This is a genomic window from Myxococcus sp. MISCRS1, from assembly GCF_026626605.1.
Lineage (GTDB): Bacteria > Myxococcota > Myxococcia > Myxococcales > Myxococcaceae > Myxococcus > Myxococcus fulvus.
Genome location: NZ_JAPNKB010000001.1, coordinates 5,321,594 through 5,341,793 on the forward strand (window position 1 = coordinate 5,321,594; position 20,200 = coordinate 5,341,793).

General features: G+C 70.2%; 19 protein-coding genes. 8 read left to right on the forward strand and 11 right to left on the reverse strand.

Going from position 1 to position 20,200, the window contains the following annotated elements; translation table 11 throughout:
• Positions 1 to 116: 116 nt before the first annotated feature.
• Positions 117 to 905, forward strand: coding sequence for a hypothetical protein (locus OWM54_RS21090; RefSeq protein WP_267698628.1), 789 nt, complete (start codon positions 117 to 119; stop codon positions 903 to 905).
• A gap of 86 nt (positions 906 to 991) precedes the next feature.
• Positions 992 to 1,636, forward strand: coding sequence for a metallophosphoesterase family protein (locus OWM54_RS21095; RefSeq protein WP_223784200.1), 645 nt, complete (start codon positions 992 to 994; stop codon positions 1,634 to 1,636).
• Here the strand turns inward: OWM54_RS21095 and OWM54_RS21100 are convergent.
• A complete protein-coding gene (locus OWM54_RS21100; protein ID WP_267698629.1) occupies positions 1,633 to 2,598 on the reverse strand; it encodes an aldo/keto reductase in 966 nt (321 codons plus the stop codon). The two genes, OWM54_RS21095 and OWM54_RS21100, sit on opposite strands and share 4 nt — an antisense overlap.
• A 254-nt stretch (positions 2,599 to 2,852) precedes the next feature.
• On the opposite strand from OWM54_RS21100, the gene sppA reads away from it, so the two are divergent.
• The gene (gene sppA, locus OWM54_RS21105; RefSeq protein WP_267698630.1) at positions 2,853 to 4,646 is read left to right on the forward strand and encodes a signal peptide peptidase SppA; all 1,794 of its coding nucleotides are present in this window, start codon (positions 2,853 to 2,855) and stop codon (positions 4,644 to 4,646) included.
• A gap of 347 nt (positions 4,647 to 4,993) precedes the next feature.
• Positions 4,994 to 6,049, forward strand: coding sequence for a general secretion pathway protein GspE (locus tag OWM54_RS21110; RefSeq protein ID WP_223784202.1), 1,056 nt, complete (start codon positions 4,994 to 4,996; stop codon positions 6,047 to 6,049).
• Between the two features lie 12 nt (positions 6,050 to 6,061).
• Here the strand turns inward: OWM54_RS21110 and OWM54_RS21115 are convergent, their stop codons facing one another.
• The 8 genes from OWM54_RS21115 to rpmH form a co-directional block, all read right to left on the reverse strand.
• Complete coding sequence (locus OWM54_RS21115; protein WP_267698631.1) at positions 6,062 to 6,673, reverse strand: Uma2 family endonuclease; 612 nt, start codon at positions 6,671 to 6,673, stop codon at positions 6,062 to 6,064.
• 78 nt (positions 6,674 to 6,751) lie between these two features.
• Positions 6,752 to 8,146 carry a tRNA uridine-5-carboxymethylaminomethyl(34) synthesis GTPase MnmE gene (mnmE, locus tag OWM54_RS21120; protein WP_267698632.1) on the reverse strand — a complete coding sequence of 465 codons (1,395 nt, stop codon included), beginning with the start codon at positions 8,144 to 8,146 and terminating at the stop codon, positions 6,752 to 6,754.
• Positions 8,147 to 8,216: 70 nt separating this feature from the next.
• Positions 8,217 to 8,444 carry a hypothetical protein gene (locus tag OWM54_RS21125; protein WP_015353650.1) on the reverse strand — a complete coding sequence of 76 codons (228 nt, stop codon included), beginning with the start codon at positions 8,442 to 8,444 and terminating at the stop codon, positions 8,217 to 8,219.
• 8 nt (positions 8,445 to 8,452) lie between these two features.
• On the reverse strand, positions 8,453 to 9,223 hold the full coding sequence (locus OWM54_RS21130; protein ID WP_267698633.1) for a hypothetical protein: 771 nt from the start codon (positions 9,221 to 9,223) through the stop codon (positions 8,453 to 8,455).
• Positions 9,220 to 11,043, reverse strand: a complete 1,824-nt coding sequence (yidC, locus tag OWM54_RS21135; RefSeq protein ID WP_267698634.1) for a membrane protein insertase YidC — start codon at positions 11,041 to 11,043, stop codon at positions 9,220 to 9,222. The genes OWM54_RS21130 and yidC overlap by 4 nt, the downstream gene beginning before the upstream one ends.
• A gap of 48 nt (positions 11,044 to 11,091) precedes the next feature.
• Positions 11,092 to 11,310, reverse strand: coding sequence for a membrane protein insertion efficiency factor YidD (gene yidD / locus OWM54_RS21140; protein ID WP_046717246.1), 219 nt, complete (start codon positions 11,308 to 11,310; stop codon positions 11,092 to 11,094).
• Entirely contained in the window at positions 11,307 to 11,729 is a 423-nt protein-coding gene (gene rnpA / locus OWM54_RS21145; RefSeq protein ID WP_046717247.1) for a ribonuclease P protein component, read from the reverse strand. The genes yidD and rnpA overlap by 4 nt, the downstream gene beginning before the upstream one ends.
• A gap of 12 nt (positions 11,730 to 11,741) precedes the next feature.
• A complete protein-coding gene (gene rpmH, locus OWM54_RS21150) occupies positions 11,742 to 11,894 on the reverse strand; it encodes a 50S ribosomal protein L34 (protein ID WP_015353655.1) in 153 nt (50 codons plus the stop codon).
• A gap of 521 nt (positions 11,895 to 12,415) precedes the next feature.
• On the opposite strand from rpmH, the gene dnaA reads away from it, so the two are divergent.
• Positions 12,416 to 13,768, forward strand: coding sequence for a chromosomal replication initiator protein DnaA (gene dnaA, locus OWM54_RS21155; protein ID WP_046710218.1), 1,353 nt, complete (start codon positions 12,416 to 12,418; stop codon positions 13,766 to 13,768).
• Between the two features lie 78 nt (positions 13,769 to 13,846).
• Entirely contained in the window at positions 13,847 to 15,583 is a 1,737-nt protein-coding gene (locus OWM54_RS21160) for a HEAT repeat domain-containing protein (RefSeq protein WP_267698635.1), read from the forward strand.
• A gap of 11 nt (positions 15,584 to 15,594) precedes the next feature.
• Here OWM54_RS21160 and OWM54_RS21165 read toward each other — a convergent pair whose 3' ends face one another.
• Both OWM54_RS21165 and OWM54_RS21170 read right to left on the reverse strand, forming a co-directional pair.
• On the reverse strand, positions 15,595 to 16,074 hold the full coding sequence (locus OWM54_RS21165) for a DUF2267 domain-containing protein (RefSeq protein ID WP_267698636.1): 480 nt from the start codon (positions 16,072 to 16,074) through the stop codon (positions 15,595 to 15,597).
• A 114-nt stretch (positions 16,075 to 16,188) separates the two neighbouring features.
• Complete coding sequence (locus OWM54_RS21170; protein ID WP_267698637.1) at positions 16,189 to 16,989, reverse strand: hypothetical protein; 801 nt, start codon at positions 16,987 to 16,989, stop codon at positions 16,189 to 16,191.
• A gap of 198 nt (positions 16,990 to 17,187) precedes the next feature.
• Here OWM54_RS21170 and OWM54_RS21175 point away from each other — a divergent pair, with 198 nt between their 5' ends.
• Together OWM54_RS21175 and OWM54_RS21180 are read left to right on the forward strand one after the other, a co-directional pair.
• Positions 17,188 to 18,594 carry a M16 family metallopeptidase gene (locus tag OWM54_RS21175; RefSeq protein WP_267698638.1) on the forward strand — a complete coding sequence of 469 codons (1,407 nt, stop codon included), beginning with the start codon at positions 17,188 to 17,190 and terminating at the stop codon, positions 18,592 to 18,594.
• On the forward strand, positions 18,594 to 20,108 hold the full coding sequence (locus OWM54_RS21180) for an insulinase family protein (protein ID WP_267698639.1): 1,515 nt from the start codon (positions 18,594 to 18,596) through the stop codon (positions 20,106 to 20,108). Before OWM54_RS21175 ends, OWM54_RS21180 begins: the two co-directional genes overlap by 1 nt.
• The last annotated feature ends 92 nt before the right edge of the window (positions 20,109 to 20,200 follow it).

A 20,200-nucleotide genomic window follows, 5' to 3' on the forward strand; every position in this document is an offset into this window, starting at 1 on the left:
GATTTCCGGTGACTACCCTTGAGGTTGTCTACCGCTTTTCCTCCATGTCAGGTTGGCTTGGTAGGGTGCCTTCCACCTGGAAAGCGACATGGGGTCGCTCGAAGGAGGACGTCGAGATGGCGCGCAATGACGGTGGGGGACTGGGGCCGATGTACCAACGGGAGATGGAGGAGTTGAGGGAGCGCCTGCGCAAGGCGCATGAGGAGTCGCTCGCGGCCATCGCGAAGCTGTCGCAGCACATGGACAGGACGCGGGTGAACCTGGACGCGCTGGACCGGAGCCACGCGGACTTCAGGCAGTCATTCCAGGCGGTGCAACGGGAGTACGGCGAGCTGAGGGAGATGGTCCACGAGCATCACGTGGTCATCGGGGAGACGCGACAGGAAGTCAGCGGACTGAAGGGCGACGTCGGCGGGCTGCAGCAGGACGTCAAGGAGATCCGGGTCGACGTCCATGAACTGAAACAAGACGTGGCTCTGCTCAAGCAGAGGGTGGAGGCCTTGGAGGTGAAGGTCCACGCCCTCGAGCGGAAGATGGAGGTCGTGCATGCACGACTGGAGGGCATCGACAGAAGGCTCGATGCCATCGACTCCCGACTCGGCATCCTGGAGACCGGGTGTCAGGCCATGGAGGTCAAGCTCCAGCGCTCGGACCGCCTCTTCGAGGAGATGAACGAGCGCATGGACCTCTTCTCCCGGGACCTCCGCGTCGTGCGCGCGGGCTTCGAGGAGTCCGTGGAGACGCTCGCGAAGCTCGCCGCGACCATGGGCATCAACGCCTCGGAGATGCGCCGGGGGTTGTTCCACGTCAACGAGAAGGTGTCCCGGCTCTCGGTGGAGCAGGACACCACCAACAAGCGCCTCCAGGCGCACGAGAGCATCCTGACGAAGCTGCTCAAGAACTGACCCCGCGATGACACCGTGAGGGGAACTCCACGCGGTTCCCCTCACGTCGGTGTAGCGTCGCCCCTCAGGTCCGCAAGGGGCGACGCATGAAGCTGGTGCTCATCTCCGATACGCATCGACGACACGAGGAGCTCGAGGTCCCCGTGTGCGACGTGCTCATCCACGCGGGTGACTTCTCCCGCCGAGGCAAGCAGGAGGAGCTGGAGTCCTTCCTCGGCTGGTTCTCCCGCTGTCCGGCACGAGAGAAGGTGTTCGTCGCCGGCAACCATGACTTCATCTGCGAGCGCGACCCGCAGCTGACGCGGAGGCTCGCGCACGAGGCGGGAGTGCACTACCTCGACGACGAGGAGGTGCTCGTCCGAGGCCTGCGCGTCTGGGGCTCACCGGTGACGCCCCGCTTCGGCGGCATGGCCTTCAACCGCGAGCGCGGCGCCGACATCCGCACGCACTGGGACCTCATCCCCGAGGGACTCGACGTGCTCGTCACGCACGGTCCTCCCAAGTGCCTGGGGGACCGCACGTTCCTCGGCGCGCACGTGGGCTGCGAGGACCTGCTCGCCCGCGTGAAGCAGGTCCGTCCGCGCCTCCACGTCTACGGCCACATCCACGAGTCCCCAGGCGAGCAGTCCCTGCCCGACGTGCCGACTCGCTTCCTCAACGTGTCCAACTGCCACCTGCACCCCTTCGGCATCCGTCCACCCGTCGAGGTGGAACTCGACGCGCTGTCCTAGGACGCGCGCTGTCCTCGGAAGAAGTCCTCGATTTCGCGCACCTCGTCCGTGGTGAGGCGGAAGTCCCCGGCCTGGATGAAGCCATCCACCTGCCCGGCGCTGCGCGCGCCGACGATGGCGCCCGTGACGACGGGGTTTCGCAGCGTCCACGCGATGGCCACCTCCGCGGGCGAGCGTTCATGTCGCGCTCCCACCTTCCGGAGCAGCTCCACCAGCTCCAGGTTGCGCGTCAGCTTCGGCTCCTGGAAGTCGGAGCTCTTGCGGCGCCAGTCGTCCTGGGGGAAGGCCGCCACGCGCTCGCGGGTCATCGCACCCGTCAGCAGGCCGGAGGCCATGGGCGAATAGGCGATGACGCCGATGCCGTGCTGCTCACAGAAGGGCAGGGTGTCCTTCTCGATGTCGCGGTGGATGAGGGAGTAGGGCGGCTGGAGCGACGTCGGCGGCGCGATGCCCCGGATGCGCTCGAGCTGCTTCGCATCGAAGTTGCTCACGCCCGCCCAGCGAATCTTCCCCTCGCGCTTCAGGGCCTCCATCGCCTTCCAGCCCTCTTCAATCTCCTCCAGCGACTCCACCGGCCAGTGGAACTGGTACAGGTCGATGGCGTCCACCTTCAGCCGGCGCAGCGAGGCCTCACACTCGCGGCGCACCGAGTCCGCCTTGAGCACCTTGGAGATGCGCCCCTGCGCGTCCCAGACCATGCCGCACTTGGTGAAGACATACGGCCGCTGACCCCGGCCCTCGAGGGCGCGCGCGACCACCTCTTCCGAGTGCCCCAGTCCATACACCGCGGCGGTGTCTATCCAGTTGATGCCCGAGTCCAGCGCGCGCCGGATGGCCTCTATGGACTTCGCGTCGTCCTGCGAGCCCCAGCCGAACTGCCAACCGCCCCCTCCAATGGCCCAGGCCCCGAAGCCCAGGGGGGTGATGTCCAGGTCGGATGACCCCAGCTTCCGCGTCCGCATGCGCTCCTCCCATTCTCGTACGGGCCCACACCCGAGGCTGGGCAGCCTGTCACCTCGGGGCCCCTGGAAGAATGGGGATGCGCGGCCCGGGACGCGCGGGTCCGGGACGAGCGCCCCGTCGCCCGGCCCCTGGAATGTCGCTCGGACGGCGGGGTGACACGAAGCGGCGTGCAAGCATCGGCGCGCTGGCCCGTTAAGTAGTAAGGACCGCTGCAGGATTCGAGTCCCTTGCGCGGACCAGGAGCTTCCCTCGGATGAAACGCTTTCTCATCGGCGCGCTGGCCTTCATCGGCGCGATGTCCGTCCTCTTCGTGATGGGCCTGGTGGCCCTGGTGGTGCTCGCGTCCTCGAGCCGCCCCAGCGTGCCGTCCAACCTCGTGCTGGAGCTGGACCTGTCGCAACCGCTCGCGGAGAACGTCTCCGCCGACTCGCTGGCCGGGGCCTTCGGCGAGGACCCGCTCACCGTGCGCGACGTGGTGGACGCGCTGGAGAAGGCGGGCGAGGACTCGCGGGTGAAGTCGCTGGTGGTGCGCGTGGGCACCAGCCCCGGCAGCCCCGCGACGACGCAGGAGGTGCGCGACGCGGTGAAGGCGTTCCGCGCCAAGGGCAAGAAGGCCATCGCCTACACGGACTCGTTCGGCGAGGAGGGCAACGCGACGGGCGCGTACTACTTCGCGTCGGCCTTCGATGAAATCTACATGCAGCCGTCCGGCAGCGTGAATGTCATCGGCCTCGCGTTCGAGACGCCCTTCGCGCGCGACGCGCTGGCGAAGCTGGGCGTCAAGCCGCGCTTCGACAAGCGCTACGAGTTCAAGAACGCGGTCAACAGCTACACGGAGCAGGGCTACACGCCCGAGCACCTGCTGGCCACGGAGCGCTTCGCGGGCAGCCTCTACGGGCAGATGGTGCGCGGCATCGCCGAGGGGCGCGGGCTGAAGGAGGAGGAGGTGCGCGCGCTCATCGACCGGGCGCCGCTGCTCGCGCCGGAGGCGGTGGACGGCAAGCTGCTCAACGGGCTGCTCTACCGCGACGAGGTCTACGCCGCGCAGAAGGCCGCCGCGGGCGAGGGCGCGGAGCTGTTGTACGTGAAGAAGTACCTGGAGCGCGCGGGCCGGCCGAACACCACGGGCGACACCATCGCGCTCGTCTACGGCGTGGGCACCATCTCGCGCGGCCGGAGCGACTCCAGCCCGTTCGGGGAGCAGGCGCTCGGCGGCGACAGCGTGGCGGCGGCGCTGCGCAAGGCGGCGCAGGACTCGCAGGTGAAGGCCATCATCTTCCGCGTGGACAGCCCGGGCGGCAGCTACGTGGCCAGCGACACGGTGCGCCGCGAGGTGCAGCGCGCTCGCGAGGCGGGCAAGCCCGTCATCGCCACCATGGGCACGTACGCGGCCAGCGGCGGCTACTACTTCGCCATGGACGCGGACAAGATTGTCGCCCAGCCCGGCACGCTCACGGGCAGCATCGGCGTGTACACGGGCAAGTTCGTCACCGACGGCTTCTGGGAGAAGCTGGGCGTCAACTTCGACACGGTGGCCTTCGGGAAGAACGCCACGCTGGCCAGCTCGGACGCCGACTACACGCCGGAGCAGCAGGCGCGCGTGGACGCGGAGCTGGACCGCATCTACACGGACTTCACCACGCGCGCGGCGAGCGCCCGGAAGATGCCGGTGGAGAAGCTGCAGGGCCTGGCCAAGGGCCGCGTGTGGACGGGCGAGGACGCGCTGGAGAACGGGCTGGTGGACGCGCTCGGCGGCTACCCCAAGGCGCTGGAGCTGGCGCGCGAGGCCGCGAAGCTCCCCGCGGACGCCAAGGTCCGGGTCGAGGAGTACCCGCGCAAGAAGAGCCCCGCGGAGGTGCTGTCCTCCATGCTGGGGGAGACGGGCGACAACAGCGACGACGACGCCTCCGCCACCACGTCACTCTCGACGCCGTGGGCGCCGCTGGTGGAGGCCACGCGCGTGGTGCACGAGGTGGGCGTGCGCATGGGTGTCTTCGCACCCAAGCGTGGCTCGCTCCACGCGCCGATGCCCCAGACGCGCTGGTAGTCGTCCGCGACACGTCAGGACATGTCCGCGCGTGCCTCATGGACGCGCGGGCGTGATGCCTGGACGCCTGGCCCCGAGGTGCGTGAGTCCTTCCCGCCTCGGCGCGTCTGCCCGTCACCGCGACAGACCTTTCGTGGACGTGCTCCGTTTCAATTCGAGACGTGACGGCGCGTCATGACAGGTGGGGCATCGGGCCCCTTCCTTGCAGATGTCGCGGACGTGGAACCATCTGTCGCGGCGGAGGAAGCCGCCCGGGTGGTGCGGGCGTAGAGAACACTCAAGTTTCCGGGACGCATGCGTTCCCAGGGGCAGGGGGCCGCCGTGGGGGGCCTGAGGAGCAAGGCATCATGAAGAAGCGACTGGGGGACATCCTGCTCGAGCGCGGGATGATGGATGCGCTGCAGCTCCACTCCGCGTTGGCGTACCAGCGCAAGTGGGGAGTTCCGCTCGGGCAGGTGGTGGTGGACCAGCGCTTCTGCACGGCGCGGCAGGTGTTGGAGGCGCTGGCGGAGCAGGTGGGGATGCAGACGGTGGATTTGGACGCGCAGCCTCCCGAGGCGGCCCTGGCGCGCCTGATTCCCGAGCGCGTGGCGGAGACACACCGCGTGGTGCCGCTGCGGCTGGAGGGACACGCGCCCCGGGACACGCTGGTGGTGGCCATCGCCGCGCCGGCGAGCCTCGCGTCGGTGGACGCGGTGAAGAGCGTGACGGGGCGGACGCGGGTGGTGGCGAGGCTGGCCACGGACGCATCCATCCGCCGCGCCATCGGCCGGATGTACCGGGGTGAGACGGAGAACGCGCCCCGTCGTCCTGGCATGGAGGGCTTCTCCCTGCCGGAGGCGGACGAGCAGATGCCCATGGTGCTCAGCGGCAGCATGGCGGAGCTGACGAACATGGCGCCGCCGGTGGTGCCCTCCGAGGGTGAGCTGCCCTTGTTGTCCTCGCTGGAGGAGGAGACGGCGCGGCCCCGGCCCGTGGTGGCGGCGGTGCCCCGGCCTCGCACGCCGTCCCAGACGAAGCTGCCCACGGTGACGGCGGCGCCCGCGGAGGCGCTGGCGCAGGTGCTGGTGTACGGCTGGGGCGCTCAGGCGGCGTCGGGGCTGGTGCGGGTGCTGACGGGGGCGGGCTTCACCGCGCGGGTGGCGAGCACCGAGGAGCTCCTGGCGTCGAGCGAGGCGCAGGTGGTGGTGGCGCCGCTGCCGTCGCTGGAGGCGCTGGGCCGGAGGGTGGGCGCGCAGGTGGTGGCCGCGGGCAAGACGCCCGAGGTGGACCTGCCCCGGGCGCAGGCGGTGGGAGCGCGGGGCTTCGTGGCCGCGCCCGTGGACGCGGAGCTGCTGCTCAGGACGGTGCGTCGACTGGCCAGTGCGCCCGTCGACGCCACGTTTCTCAGGCGCGCCAGCTGAGGCGCGCGGACCTCACGGCACCGCGGAGAACATCGCGGAGACGTTGCCCAGGGAGGACTCGGGGAGCCACAGCGACTCGAGCTCCACGGGGGCGGAGGTGAAGGGCTCGGCGCGCACGAGCGCGTCCGAGTCGTAGCAGCCGGTGAGGAGCCAGCCTCGCTTGACGCGCTGGTAGGTCTCCAGCGTGCGCGCGGCCGGGTCCACCAGCCAGACGTGGGAGACGCCCTGGCGCGCGTAGAGGGGCAGCTTGCGCGTGCGGTCCAGGGCGACGGTGGACGGGGCGAGCACCTCGCAGACCCAGTCCGGCGCCAGGGTGAGGAAGGGCACGTCCGGGTCGAGGGGGGACGACACCCGGTCGCGACGCCAACCCGCCACATCGGGCACGAGCACGTCGGGCCCCAGGCGCAGCTCGGGGGCGCGCAGGAAGCACCAGCGTCCGCTGCCACCCCGGCGCCGGTCGAGTTGCTCACCCAGCTCCACGCCCAGCATGAAGGCAGCGCGGGTTTGAGCGGGCGTCAGCCTGGGAGAAGCCACGAGCTCCTCGTCCAGTATCTCTCCGACCCAGCCCGCGGGCAGGGCCTGGAGCATGGAGTGGTTCGCCAGGTGGATGATGCCTTCCGTCACAGCGCCTCCGAAAGTGCGGCGGTTGAGGGCGGCATTCTAGGGAGGGGTCTGACACGGCCTGGGCCGTGCGCCGGTGCGTCACTTTCCGATGCAGAACCGCTGGAAGATTGCGTCGATGAGCGCCTCGGAAGCGGAGGTTCCGGACACTTCACCGAGGGCTTCCAGGGACAGGGCCACCTCGCCGGAGACGACCTCCAGGGTGGACAGGCGCGACGCGGACTCCGCGCGGGACAGCGCCTCGGAGGCGCGACGCAGGGCATCGGCGTGACGCTCCGACACGAGGGCGACCGCCGAGGGCGTGCCGCCGCCCCACAGTCGTGAGAGGAGCGCTTCACGCAGGGTGTCCACGCCCTCGCCCGTGAGTCCGCTGACGCGGAGGCGGGGTGGGGTGCCCTGCGACGTGGACCTCGAATCGTCCGAGCGCCCATCCACGACGCGCACCTCGGGCATCGCCGAGGACCGCGCCTCGACATCGCACTTGCCGTCGACGCGCAGCACGGGCGTGGCACCGGTCTCCGCGAGCCAGCGCTCCGCATCGGCCTCGGCCGTCCCCGGCGGAAGCACGAGCACCGCCAGGTCCACGCCCGAGAGCAGCTCCCGCGTGCGCGCGATGCCGAGCGCTTCCACGCGCCCCGGCGTCTCTCGCAGGCCCGCGGTGTCGAACAGCGTCACGCCCAGGCCGCTCCACTCGACACGGGCCTCCAGCGCATCGCGCGTCGTCCCGGGCTCGTCGTCCACGAGCGCACGCGCCTCGCCCACCAGCCGGTTGAACAGCGTGGACTTGCCCGCGTTCACCGGCCCGAACAGCGCCACGCGCGCGCCACGTCGCACCAGTCGGCCATGGCCCGCCTCGGCCATCAGCGCGTCCGCCTGCGCGCGCAGCGCCTGGACGCGCGAACCCGCGTCCTCGTCCGCGCCCTCGGCCTCGTCCGGGAAGTTGAGCACGCCCTCCAGGTCCGCGTGCAGCGCGCGCAGCGGCTCCTCCAACGCACGAACCCGCTCACTCAGCGCCCCGGACAACCCAGCCGCGGCCGCGCGCACGGCGGACTCCGAGTCCGCGGCCACCAGGTCCGCCACCGCCTCCGCACGCGTCAGGTCGATGCGCCCATTCAAGAACGCCCGCCGGGTGAACTCCCCCGGCGTCGCCAGCCGCGCGAGCCCATCCTCCAGCGCGCGCGCCAGCAGCAGCTGCAACAGACGCGGACTCCCATGCGCCTGCAGCTCCACCACGTCCTCGCCCGTGAACGACGCCGGCCCGCGGAAGTACAGGAAGAGCCCCTCGTCCAGCGCCCGCCCTGCCGCGTCCACGAAGGCCGCGAGGTACGCGTGGCGCGGCGTCGGCTCCGCGGGGATGCCCGGCGCCAGCCGACGGCCCACTTCCAGCGCGGCGGGACCCGACAACCGGAGGATGCCCACGGCCCCCGCGGTGGGCGCGGTGGCCAGGGCGACGATGGTGGGGGAGACGGACGTCATGTCAGCGGAAAACCGGCGCCGTTCGGCACGCTGACGGGGACTCGCATCCCCGGCAGCGCTCGAGCCAGACCTACCGAGGCCCCATCGGGGGCGTGGAGCCACGGGCGGCCTTCTCGACGGCCTCGCGGTTCTCCTCGATGTACTTCTCCACGGCCGCGTCCTCGATGTCCAGGTCCCGGAGCACGCCCGGGTAGACGAAGCGGAAGGCGGGGGACTCCTCATCGCCGCGCAGGCGGAAGCTCATCTTCAGCACCGCCGCGCCGTACAGCTTGTCCTTGAGACCCTTCGCCTTGCCCATGCACGCCCTCACTCGTCGAAGTCGTCCTCGTCATCGTCCGGCAGCAGGCTCCGCTTGGGCAGCGGCGCGGGCTTCTCCGGCGTGAACACCACTCGGCGGTTGCGGCCCTCACCCTCGGCCGCGACCTTCAACCCCACCACTCCTTCTACCGCCTTCAGCACCCGCGCGCGGTCGTCCTGCTTCATCGCGGCGAGCGCGTAGAAGCGCCCCAGGCTGGCGGACTTCTCCGCGAGCTTGCGGACCGCCTCTCGCAGCGCGGCATCCTCTTCGACCGCCAGCGTCCGCTCGTCCCCGTCCGCCTGCGCCTTGGGCGCCGCCCCACGCTGCGCCGGAGCCTGCTTGTCCGCCCCACGCTGCTTGGCGGGAGGGGGAGGCTGCGCCGCCTGCGCCTTGGGCGCTGGAGCCGCCGCCTGCTGCGCGGGGGCCTTCTCCGCCGCGGCCTGAGCCTGCTGCGGCTCGCGACGCTGCCGGGGCTCCGGGTGCGCGCCACAGCCCAGCACCACCCAGCGCCGGTCGACGCCCGGGCGGTGCAGCATCTTGTTGAGCAGGAACTGGAGCGAATCCAGCACCTGGCTGCGGCGGCCCTGCTCGACGCCGGGCGGAGGCCCCGCTTCGAAGTGCAGCGCGACGGACAGGCTGCCGTCCGCCGCGTCCTGCATGTCCAGGCGGGCCGGGAAGCCCATCAGGCCCAGGATGTCACCGAGGAGCTTCTCCACGCGGGGGCGCAAATCCGCGCCCCCGGCGACGGGAGCCTGCTGGGAAACCGGCTGCTCGCTCACTTGCGCTTTCCTCCCGCTGTCGCCACCGCCGGCGTACCACCCCCGGCCTGCGGCTTGTTGCGGTCCAACCACTTCCTCAGCCCGTACTGCTGCGCGATGGAGAAGATGTTGTTGGTGAAGATGTAGAGCGACAGACCCGCCGGGTACTGCAGCAGCGTCAGCGTGAAGATGCCGGGCACGAACCAGGTCATGATTTTCGCCTGGGTCGCATCCATCATCTGCGGCTGCATCTTCTGGGTGATGATCATCGACACGCCCAGCGCCAGGGGCAGCAGGTACGTGGGGTCCTTGTAGGTCAGGTCCCGCCAGATGGGGCCGAAGAAGGGCTCACCGTACAGGTCGAAGCTGTTGCGCAGCGCCGTGAAGAGGGCGATCCAGACCGGCATCTGGATGAGCAGCGGGAGGCAGCCGCCGAGCGGGTTCACCTTCGCCTCCTGGTACAGCTTCATGATTTCGAGGTTCTGCTGCTCGCGGTTGTCCGCGAACTTCTTGCGAATCTCGTCCATGCGCGGCTGGAGCTTCTTCACCTCTTCCATGCTGACCATGGAGCGGTAGGTGAGCGGCAGCAGCACCAGCTTCACCACCACGGTCAGCAGGATGATGGCCACGCCCCAGTTGCCGGTGAGGCCGTGGAAGAACTTCATGATGCCGAGCAGGATTTTGCAGATGACGGCCCAGATGCCGAAGTCGACGGTGTCCTCGAGCTTCGGGTGGAAGGTCGCCTCACCCAGGCCCACGGCCTTGCGCAGCTCCGGCCCGGGCACCACGGCCATCAGGTCCGGGTCCTTGGGGCCCAGGTAGCCGCCGAGCTTCAGCGTCACCGTCTCACCCGCGGCCGCGCTCAGCGGGAAGGCCACGGAGACCTGACGCGCGGTGGGCGTGGCGGCCAGGATGCAGCGGCCGGGGCGAGGCCCCTCCAGCGGATAGAGCGCGGACAGGAAGTACTGCTGGTTGATGCCGAAGAAGTGAATCTGACCCTTGCTCTTCTCCACGTCGAGCGCGTCGTCGCCCGGGTTCATGTTGTGGAGCGTGTCATCCACCCAGCACGCGGAGCGGCTCAGGTTGCCCACGCCGCCGAAGAAGGATGGCGCGTGCTCGAAGTTCGGGTCGATGGCGCGGCCGTAGTGCACCAGCAGCTCGCCGTTCTGCGCCTGACCGGACGTGTTCTTCACCTGCACGGTGTACGTGAGCTCGAAGCCCTCCTTCGGCCACTGCAGCACCTTCACCACCTCCCACGGGCCCTGGCGGCCGGTGAAGGTGAGGGACTCCACGTCGCCGCCCGTCTTCTCGTCGACGGCGTAGGGGACGCCGGCGCCCAGCGGGCTCTGGCCCTCGATGGTGACGGACAGGGGCAGCGGCTGGTTGGGCACCGGCTGCGCCAGGTTCATCTGCGGCGCGGGGGGCACCTCCTTGCCGAACAGCTGCTGGTAGCCCTGGGCAAGGGTCAGCGAGTGCTGCTCGCGCATCTTCACGCCCTGCAGCTCGGCGGACGTCAGGCCCGCGCCCACGGAGGAGAACCGGTACACGGACTCCTTGCGGTGCGAGTCCACCTGCCTGGCGGGCGGCGGCGGGGTGGCCTCGGCGACGGTGCCGCCCGGGGGAGGCGGGGTGCCATCGCCCGGGGAGGGCTGCGCGGCCTGTGCGGGGGTGCCAGCGTCCTGCGTGCCTGCGGCCGCCACACCCGCGTCATCGGCGCCAGGGGCGGCCGGCGGGGGCGGGAACAGGAACATCCATCCGGCGGTGACCGCGAAGGAGAGCAGCAGGGCGACCAGCAGCCGCTTCTGGGAGTCGTTCGACTGGGGCGAGAGCGGATCGTTCATAAGTGTCCCTCCCCGCGGGGGAGGGTGCGGCAAGGGGTGAAGACCCCGTCAGGGCACCGGGTCGATGCCACCGGGGTGGAAGGGCTGGCAGCGCATCAGGCGCCACACGGTGAGCCAGGAACCCTTGAACCCTCCGTGCTTTTCCAGCGCCTCCATGGCGTAGGTGGAGCACGAGGGATGGAAGCGGCACACCTTCGGGAGCAGCGGCCCCAGGAACCTCCGGTAGAACCGGATGGGCAGCGAGATGACGAAGGCGAGCGGGCTCATCGGGGAGGCTCCTTCGGCTTCGGCTCGGCGGCCGGCGGGAGCCGCTGCAGCTTACGGGTGACACCGTCGAAGGCGCGCGACAGCGCCACGAAAGAGGCCTCCTTCGCGGATGAGCGCGCCACCAACACTACGTCCAGGCCCTGGGGCCATTGCGTGCGCCGCTTGCGGAACAGCTCCCGCAGCACACGCCTCAGGCGCGCTCGCACCACCGCGTTTCCCACCTTGCTCGACACGGTGAGGCCAACACGGGAGTACGCCCGGCCATTGCGCTTGTAGAGGGCGAGGAGGCAGTCGGAAGGGAGCTTCTGCCCGCCGTCCTGCACCTCGAGGAACTCACGCCTGCTGAGCAGGCGAAGGGCCTTGGGGAAGCGCTGGTCTGCCGGGCCCTCTCGGCCCGGCGTCGCACCCTCGGCCCTCACACGCGGACTCGCTTACTTCTTCGCGGCCGACACGACCAGCCGCTTGCGGCCCTTCGCGCGGCGGCGCTTGAGGACATCGCGGCCGGACTTGGTTCCATTGCGCTTGCGGAACCCGTGGGTGCGGTTGCGGCGCAGCTTCGACGGCTGATACGTGCGCTTGGACACGGCTCGAACTCCTTGATGAGGGGTGGCGCCTCCTACGGCTTCGGCGCGACCTGAACTAGGGAAAGGGCCGGGTCCGTAGCCCCATTTTTGGGGCAAGTCAACGAAGGACCACCTGGACCACCCCCATTTTCCAGATCCAGGGAACGGATTCCAGTCCTCCGAATCCTCCCGGGGGCGTCCGTCCGCCCGGGTGGATCCATATGGAGCGGCCGAGCATGCCTTCTTTCGATCCACGTCGAAGCGGATCCGCGCGCACCGCTTGGAGGGCTCGCGACAGGGCTCCTGCGCGTTTTGCGTTCCGTACTCCCAGTCAACCCGGGAGAGCGGGGCCCCAGCGGTTGGGGGGAGGGGAGCGGATCCCCACAACAGCCCTGACCCGGCACGTCCGTTGCCGATTCGTGAGGTCCGGAAAAGATCCTTCAGCGGCGCCACTTTGGGCCGATAGCTTGATCCACCTGGACCCCTCTGTTAGCACCGCCGGACGCTCGCAGTCCCGCCCGCTTTGCACGGTTGAGACACACTTGAACGCCCTCGCCCAGGCCTCCGCCCCCCTTCCAAGCGCTGGAATTCTCTGGAACAAGTTGCTGGAGGCCGTCCGTCAGGAGGGCCGTCAGTACGCGCTCCAGTGGTTGGACCGGGTGCGCGCGCTGGAGGTCCGCGACAACGCCCTGGTCCTGGGTGTCCCCGACCGCTTCTTCCGCGACTGGGTGGACGACCACTACCGCGGTCTGCTCGAGGGACACCTGGCCCGGATGGACAACGGCCTGTCCTCCGTGACCTATGAAGTCGTCGAGGGACTCGTCCCCGACCCCCAGTTCCCGCCCACACCCACCGTGAAGGTCAATGTGGGCCGGCCCTCGCGCCTGAACAGCCGGTTCACGTTCAGCACCTTCGTGGTGGCGGACAGCAACCAGCTGCCGGCGGCGGCGGCGCAGGCGGTGTCGGACAAGCCGGGCCACCACTACAACCCGCTCTACATCTATGGCGGCACGGGGCTGGGCAAGACGCACCTGCTCCAGGCGGTGGGCAACCACATCTGGGAGAAGGACCCCTCGCAGCGCGTGGTGTTCCTCTCCAGCGAGCAGTTCACCAACGAGTACGTGGAGAGCGTGCGCGAGCACCGCATGACGGACTTCCGGCGCAAGTTCCGGGAGGAGTGCGACGTGCTGCTCATCGACGACATCCAGTTCCTGGGCAAGCGCGAGGAGACGCAGAAGGAGTTCTTCTACACCTTCAACACGCTCTACGAGCTGGGCAAGGCCATCATCCTCACCAGCGACACGGTGCCCGCGGAGATTCCGGGCCTGGAGGAGCGGCTGCGCAGCCGCTTCACCATGGGCCTGATGACGGACATCCGCGAGCCCACGTACGAGACGCGCGTGGCCATCCTCCAGAAGAAGGCGGTGGCGGAGAACCTGGACCTGCCGGACTCCGTCGCGCACTTCATCGCCAAGCACATCCAGAAGAACGTGCGCGAGCTCGAGGGCGCGCTGGTGAAGCTGTCCGCGGTGCACAGCCTGACGCGCCAGCCGGTGACGGAGGAGTTCGCCGCCGAGGTCCTCCGCGACATCCTCCCCGCCCAGCACGTGGTGGACGTGGAGGCCATCCAGCGCGAGGTGGCCCGCTTCTACAAAGTCACGGTGGAGTCGCTGAAGGAGGACCGCCGTCACAAGGCCCTGGCGCACGCGCGCCAGGTGGCCATGTACCTGAGCCGCAAGCTGACCAAGAGCTCCTTCCCTGAAATCGCGGCGCGCTTCAGCAAGGACCACTCGACGGTCATCTCCGCGGTGCGCAAGGTGGAGGGCCTGCGTGAGTCGGACCCCACCGTGAAGCGCGAGCTGGCGGAGCTGGAGCTGCGGCTCGGCGGGCACTGAGCGCCCACCCACCGTCGGCCACCGCGTCATACCCACGGTACAACCAGGAACGGGCCGCGCGCCCGTATCCCAGGTGCCGTGACCCCTCGACTCAAAGGCCTGCTGACCCTGCTCGCCCTGTTGGCGGTGGTGGGACTGTGGAGTCTCGAGTCCGCGAGGGACGTTCCTCGCGCGAAGCCCTCGCTCGCACCCCTCCAGCCCGCACCGCGCTTCCCGCCGCCCCCCGTGCTGACGCCGCCCGTCATCCCGTTCGGGGTGAAGGGGGTGCGGCGGGTGCTGAAGGCGGGGCTGACGCACCGCTACCGCTTCGACCTGGACACGCGCACGGCGGAGCAGCTCCCCGGCGCGGAGGCGGGACGCACCTGGCGCCACTCGGGTTGGAGCGGAGAGGTCGCCGTGGCCTACGCGGGCATGGAGGGAGGGCAGCACTTCTTCGTGGCGCGGGTGAGGCCCACATGGGTGGAGGACGCGGAGCCGCTCGTGGAAGAAGCGCTGCGTGACTTCCGCGCCAGCTTCGAGCGGCCCGTGTACGTGACGCAGGACGAGCGCGGACGGGTGGTGGCCGTGCACTTCGACCCGTCGGTGGGTGCGCGGGCCCGGAGCTTCATGCGGCGTCTGGTGGCGGCGACCCAGTTCGTGGCGGAGGAGGGGCGCGCGTGGACCACGGAGGAGGAGGACACCACCGGCGACTTCGAGGCGGAGTACCGCGCCGGAGGCAGCGCCCACACGTACGTGAAGACGAAGCGGCGCTACCTGCGCACGGCGGTGCCCGTGTGGGCGCCCTCGGGACCTCACGGACCGGGGCTCGTCGTTCCGAGGCCGCGAGGGCACTGGGACTTCACGCTCGACGCGGACGGGCTCGTGCGCGAGGTGACGGGCTCGGACGTGGTGGAGTCCGGGGGTGGCGCGACGGGGCTACCGCTGGTGCGCATGGAGACGCGGGTGGCGATGACGCACCTGGGCTCGGAGCAGCGCGCGGAGAGCACGCTGAAGGACTTCCATGCCGCGCGGTGGAGCGCCGAGGTCCTCTCCGCGCCGGAGACCTCTCGGCCTGTTCCACCGGTGATGACGGCGGGCGGCGTGGAGCCACCCTCGTCGAAGTTGATTCAGATGCTGGCACGCGCCCTGGCGAAGCGGGAGCCACCCTCACCAGAGCTGACCCACGCGTTGGCGCGGGACCTGACCTCGACGGCGGGGAGGGTGGAGCGTCCTTCCCTCGAGCTCGCACGGGCACTCGCCCAGGCCGTGGGGATGACGACGGAGCCCGCGTTGAAGGACGCGGTGGGACGGGCGTTCGGCACCGTGGCGCGAGGACTCGAGCGCACCGAGCCCGCTCGCGCCGCCGAGCTCGTCGATGGATTGCTTCGTCGCTGCGAAGCCAGTCGATTGGATGCACGGGAGTGTCTGCACGTGCTGGCCCAGACAGGCTCCTCCCGAGGAGAAGGCTACGCTCGCAAGTCGCTCGCGAACACCTCGCCCGAGGTGCGCGCCGCGGCGACTCGGGCCCTGGGCGCCATGAAGGGCGCGAGCGTGGAGGCCCTGCTGGACGAGGTCCTCCTGACGGACAAGGACGCCGCTGTCCGCGAGCAGGCCGCCGTGGTGCTCTCCCAGCGCGTCTTGGGCCCTCATCTGCGCACGGTGGCGCAGTGCCTGCGCACGGAGCCCGAGCCCCGCGTCCGCGCCGAGTTGGTGCGGATGCTGGGCCAGGTGCTCACCGTGGAGCCCCTGGCCCCCGAGCTGCTCCGCGACGTGGCCGCGCGCGATGACTCCGAGGACCTCCGCCGGCTGGCCTCGTCACTGCTCGCGAAGCAGTAACCCCCAGTCCCTCACACGTCCGGAATCCACAGCGCGCGCAGGTCCGCGGGGAGCTGGCCCATCACATCGTCGGCCTCGCCCTCGGAGATGTGCTCGCGCACCGTGACGAACACCGCGCGACACAGCCGCTCCGCCTCGTTCGGCGTGGTGTCCAGGTCGTCCGCGACCATCTGGACGAACTCCAGCATCTTGAACTTGCGAGGAGGCAGGCCCTCGTGACGCGGGCACCGCTGCAGCATGTCCCGGACCTTCTGGGGAAGCTGCGCCTCCAGGTGCTTCACCTCTCCGCCCATCAGCCGCTGCTCCAGCGTACAGAGCACCGACTCCGCCGCCCGCTCGGCGAGCGCCCGGTCGACGCCCGCCCTCGCCTCCAGGTCGCGGATGAAGAACGCATACGTGCGCGATGTCCGCGACTCGTGCCGCTTCGCACGCAGCTCCTCGCTCGCACGCCCGTCCGCCTGCTGCTGTTGCCCCTCGGTTTCATTCGCCATGTCGTGGCCCTCCCTTCCTCCTCACCGTGACCACCGGCGGAGAGGAAGACACGGGACCTCCGCCCTTCGCCGGGGCGACATGCCGGGGCCCGGACGCATGCCGCGCCCGCTTCCTCAGGGCCCGTCGGAGAACAGCCTGCCGAACACGGCCTGCGTCACCGGTCGCCACAACACCAGCCCCCACAGCGCAATCGCACCCAACCCCAGCGCGATGCCCGCCAGCGCCTGCCCCTTGCGTCCGATGGGCGGCCTCGCCTGGGCATCCACCGCCCGCAGGCCGAGGAAGCCGAGCACCAACGCCACGGGCACCATCAACGGGAAGAACACCGACGAAATCCCCGCGGACAGCGCATGCCGCGCCAGCGGGTTGTTCACCTGGAGGTTCCACAGCCGCCGCAGGTCCTTCTCGGACACCTCCACGCGGAAGAAGAGCCGGGTGCGCGTGTCGAGGAAGATCTGCAGCGAGGAGATGAACATCAGGAACGCGGCCACCAGCGCTCCCGGGCCATACAGCGACGTGGCCCAGAGCCCTTCCACGACGGGCGTGAGCACCAGGCCCGGCCTCGCCCACGACTGCCCCAGGAAGAACGCCACACCCACGCCCACGGCGCCGAGCAGCAACGGCACCAGCCTCCACTCCTCCAGGTACACGGCCAGCGCCGCCAGGCCGACGAGCAGCAGCGTGCCGGCCGCCACCGTCCACGCATTCGCGTCACGCCGGCCCCAGCGCTCCTGGCGGAAGACCTCCAGGTAGTTCACCTCCGGCCGGGCCGCGCAGGTGGCGCAATACAGCACGCCCATCACCCACGTCGCGCACGTGTCACAGGTGAACGCGCCGCAGCGCTGACAGGTCGCCCCCGCTTCCTCCTCGGGATGGACCGCGCAGCGGGGCACGACACCGACGGAGGAGACCATGGCCCCAGTGTGACACGACGGGCCGGGCAGCGCGGCCACGAGTCACGCCGCACCTCGCCCCTCCCGAGCGCGGCCCTCAACAGTTGCGGCCTTCCCCCCATTCCCCCGGTCATTCCTTGCCCACGCCCCGAGGCACGCGTGCTAAGCGCGAGAGGTGATTCCCTGGCACGAAAAGCCCCCGGAGGAACCTTGTCCCGAATGAAGGCCCTCGTCGCCGCAGCCCTCGTCCTGTTCGGGCTCCCGGCGCTCGCCCAATCCCCTCAAGAGGCGAAGCCGTTGGAGCCCGGGCGCGAAGCGCTCGCCATCCCCTACGAGAAATACACCCTGCCCAACGGACTGGAGGTCATCCTGTCCGTGGACCGCAAGCTGCCCGTCGTCTCCGTCAACGTCTGGTACCACGTGGGCGCCTACCACGAGCAGGCCGGCCGCACCGGCTTCGCCCACCTGTTCGAGCACATGATGTTCCAGGGCTCGCGCAACGTGGCCGACGACGTGCACATCTCCATGCTGGAGCAGCTGGGCGCCACCGACCTCAACGGCACCACCAGCTTCGACCGCACCAACTACTTCGAGACGGTGCCCACCCACCACCTGGAGACCGCCCTCTGGCTGGAGAGCGACCGCATGGGCTTCCTGCTCGATGCGATGACGCCCGAGAAGCTGGCCACCCAGAAGGAGGTGGTGAAGAACGAGCGCCGCCAGGGCACCGAGGCCGCGCCGTATGGCCTGGCCCGCGAGGCCGCGTGGCACGCGCTCTTTCCGCTGCCGCACCCGTACCACGGGGACGTCATCGGCTCGATGAAGGACCTGGACGCCGCCACGCTGGACGACGTGAAGGACTTCTTCCGCAAGTGGTACGCGCCCTCCAACGCCACGCTCGCCGTCGTGGGTGACTTCGACGTGGCGAAGACGAAGGCCCTCATCGAGAAGTACTTCGGCTCGCTGCCCAGCCACCCCAAGCCCACGCGCCCCACCGTCGCGTCGGTGAAGCTCACCAAGCCCGTGGTCATCCGTCACGAGGAGCGCATCGCGCAGCTGCCGCTGCTCTCCATGCAGTGGCTGACGCCCGCGTACTTCGAGCAGGGCGACGCCACCGCGGACGTGCTCGCCACCGCCCTGGGCACGGGCAAGGCCAGCCGGCTGTACCGCCGGCTCGTGCTGGACAAGCAGCTGGCGCAGAGCGTGGACGTGACGCAGCAGAGCCAGGGCGCGCAGTCGGTCTTCACGCTCAACGTGGTGGCCCGGCCCGGTGTGTCCACGGACACGATTCAGAAGGAAGTGGACGCGGTGCTGGACGACGTGCGCAAGAACGGCATCTCCGCCGAGGAGATTCAGCGCGCGCGCACCCGCTTCGACACGCGCACGCTCGCGGGGCTGCAGTCCATCGGCGGCTTCGGCGGCAAGGCGGACGTGCTCCAGAGCTACAACCACTTCGTCGGCGAGCCCAGCTACGTGGCGCAGGATTTGTCGCGCTACGAGACGGTGACGCCGGAGGCGGTGAAGCAGTTCGCCCAAGAGACCCTGAGCCCTGATTCACGCGTCATCCTCCACGCCGTGCCGCCCGCCCGGAAGCAGGCACCCGTCGAACCGAAGGAGCGCCGCTGATGCGCCGCCTCATCACCACCCTCGTCACCGTCTCCCTCGCCGGCTGCGCCAGCCAGCAGAAGCCCGCCGCCAGCGAGAATCCGGCCACCCCGCCCCAGGCCACGCAGCCCACGGCACCGGCGGACGCCGAGGCCTTCCGCGCGACGAAGCCCGAGCCGGGCAAGCCGCCGGAGCTGGTGCTGCCCAGCTTCCAGAAGGCCACGCTCGACAACGGGCTCACCGTGCTGGTGAGCACCCGGCGCGAGCTGCCGCTGGTGTTCGCGGGCATCACCTTCGCGGCGGGCAGCGCTCAGGACCCCGCGGGCAAGCAGGGCCTGGCGGACCTGACGTACCGCATGCTGCTGGAGGGCGCGGGCAGCCGCGACACCGTGGCGCTGGACAACGCCTTCGGTGATTTGGGCGTGTCGCCCTTCCAGGATGTCGCCGCGGACGGCGCCCAGGTGGGCGTGCGCGTGCTGACGCGCAACGTGGACGCTGCGCTGGGGCTCTTGTCGGACGTGACGCTGCGGCCCACCTTCGCGCCCAAGGCCTTCGAGCGCAGGAAGAAGCAGCAGCTGGCGGACCTGGTGCGCCGGCTGGGGCAGCCCACCGCGCTGGGGCAGATTGTCTTCCTGTCGTCCGCCTTCGGCAGCGCGCACCCGTACGGGCACTCCGCGGCGGGCATGCCGGACACCGTGCAGGCGCTGTCGCTGGAGGACGTGCAGGGCTTCTACAAGAAGCACGTCGGCCCGGCCGCCGCGGCGCTGGTGATGACGGGCGACGTCACGCTGGACGAGGCGGTGGCCTACGCCAAGAAGCACTTCGGCACCTGGAAGTCGCAGGCCACGCTGCCGGCCGCGCCGCCCACGCCGAAGCTCGTGAACCGCGAGCAGGTGAACGTGGTGCCCAAGCCGGGCCTGGACCAGACGGTGGTCATCATGGGTCGGCCGGCCATCGCCGCGGGCAACCCGGATGAGTTCTCGCTGGAGCTGGCCACCACCGTGTTCGGCGGCTTCTTCGGCAGCCGGCTCAACATGAACCTGCGCGAGGACAAGGGCTACAGCTACGGCGCGGGCGCCAGCCTGGACCCGCGGCTGGGCGTGGGACCGCTCACGTCATATGCGTCGGTGCGCTCGGACGTGACGGGGCCCGCGGTGAAGGAGGCGATGGGTGAGGTGACGGGGCTGAAGTCGCGGCCCATCACCGAGAAGGAGCTGGAGGCCGCGCGCGAGGGCCTCATCCGCGCCTTCCCCGGCGCCTTCGAGTCGGTGGAGGGCCTGGGCTCCAGCGCGTCGCAGCTGTTCCGCAAGCGCCGGCCGATGGACGAGTTCAATCGCACCGTGGAGGGGCTGCGCACCGCCACCGCCGCGGACGTGCAGCGCGCGGCCGAGAAGTACCTGGACCCGGCCACGCTGCAAATCGTGCTCGTGGGTGACCCGCTCCTCATCCAGGAGCAGGTGACGCCGCTCAACCTGGGCAAGCTCGTGCCCGTGGAGCCGGACACCCAGCCCGGCGTGACGCGCGCGGGGCCGTAGTCTCCAAGGTCGCTTCGCTCCGCCCGGTGGGCCTTCCGGGCGGAGTACGGCTCACGCGACGCGGCCTCGCTCGCGTGAGCGGTCGTCCCGCC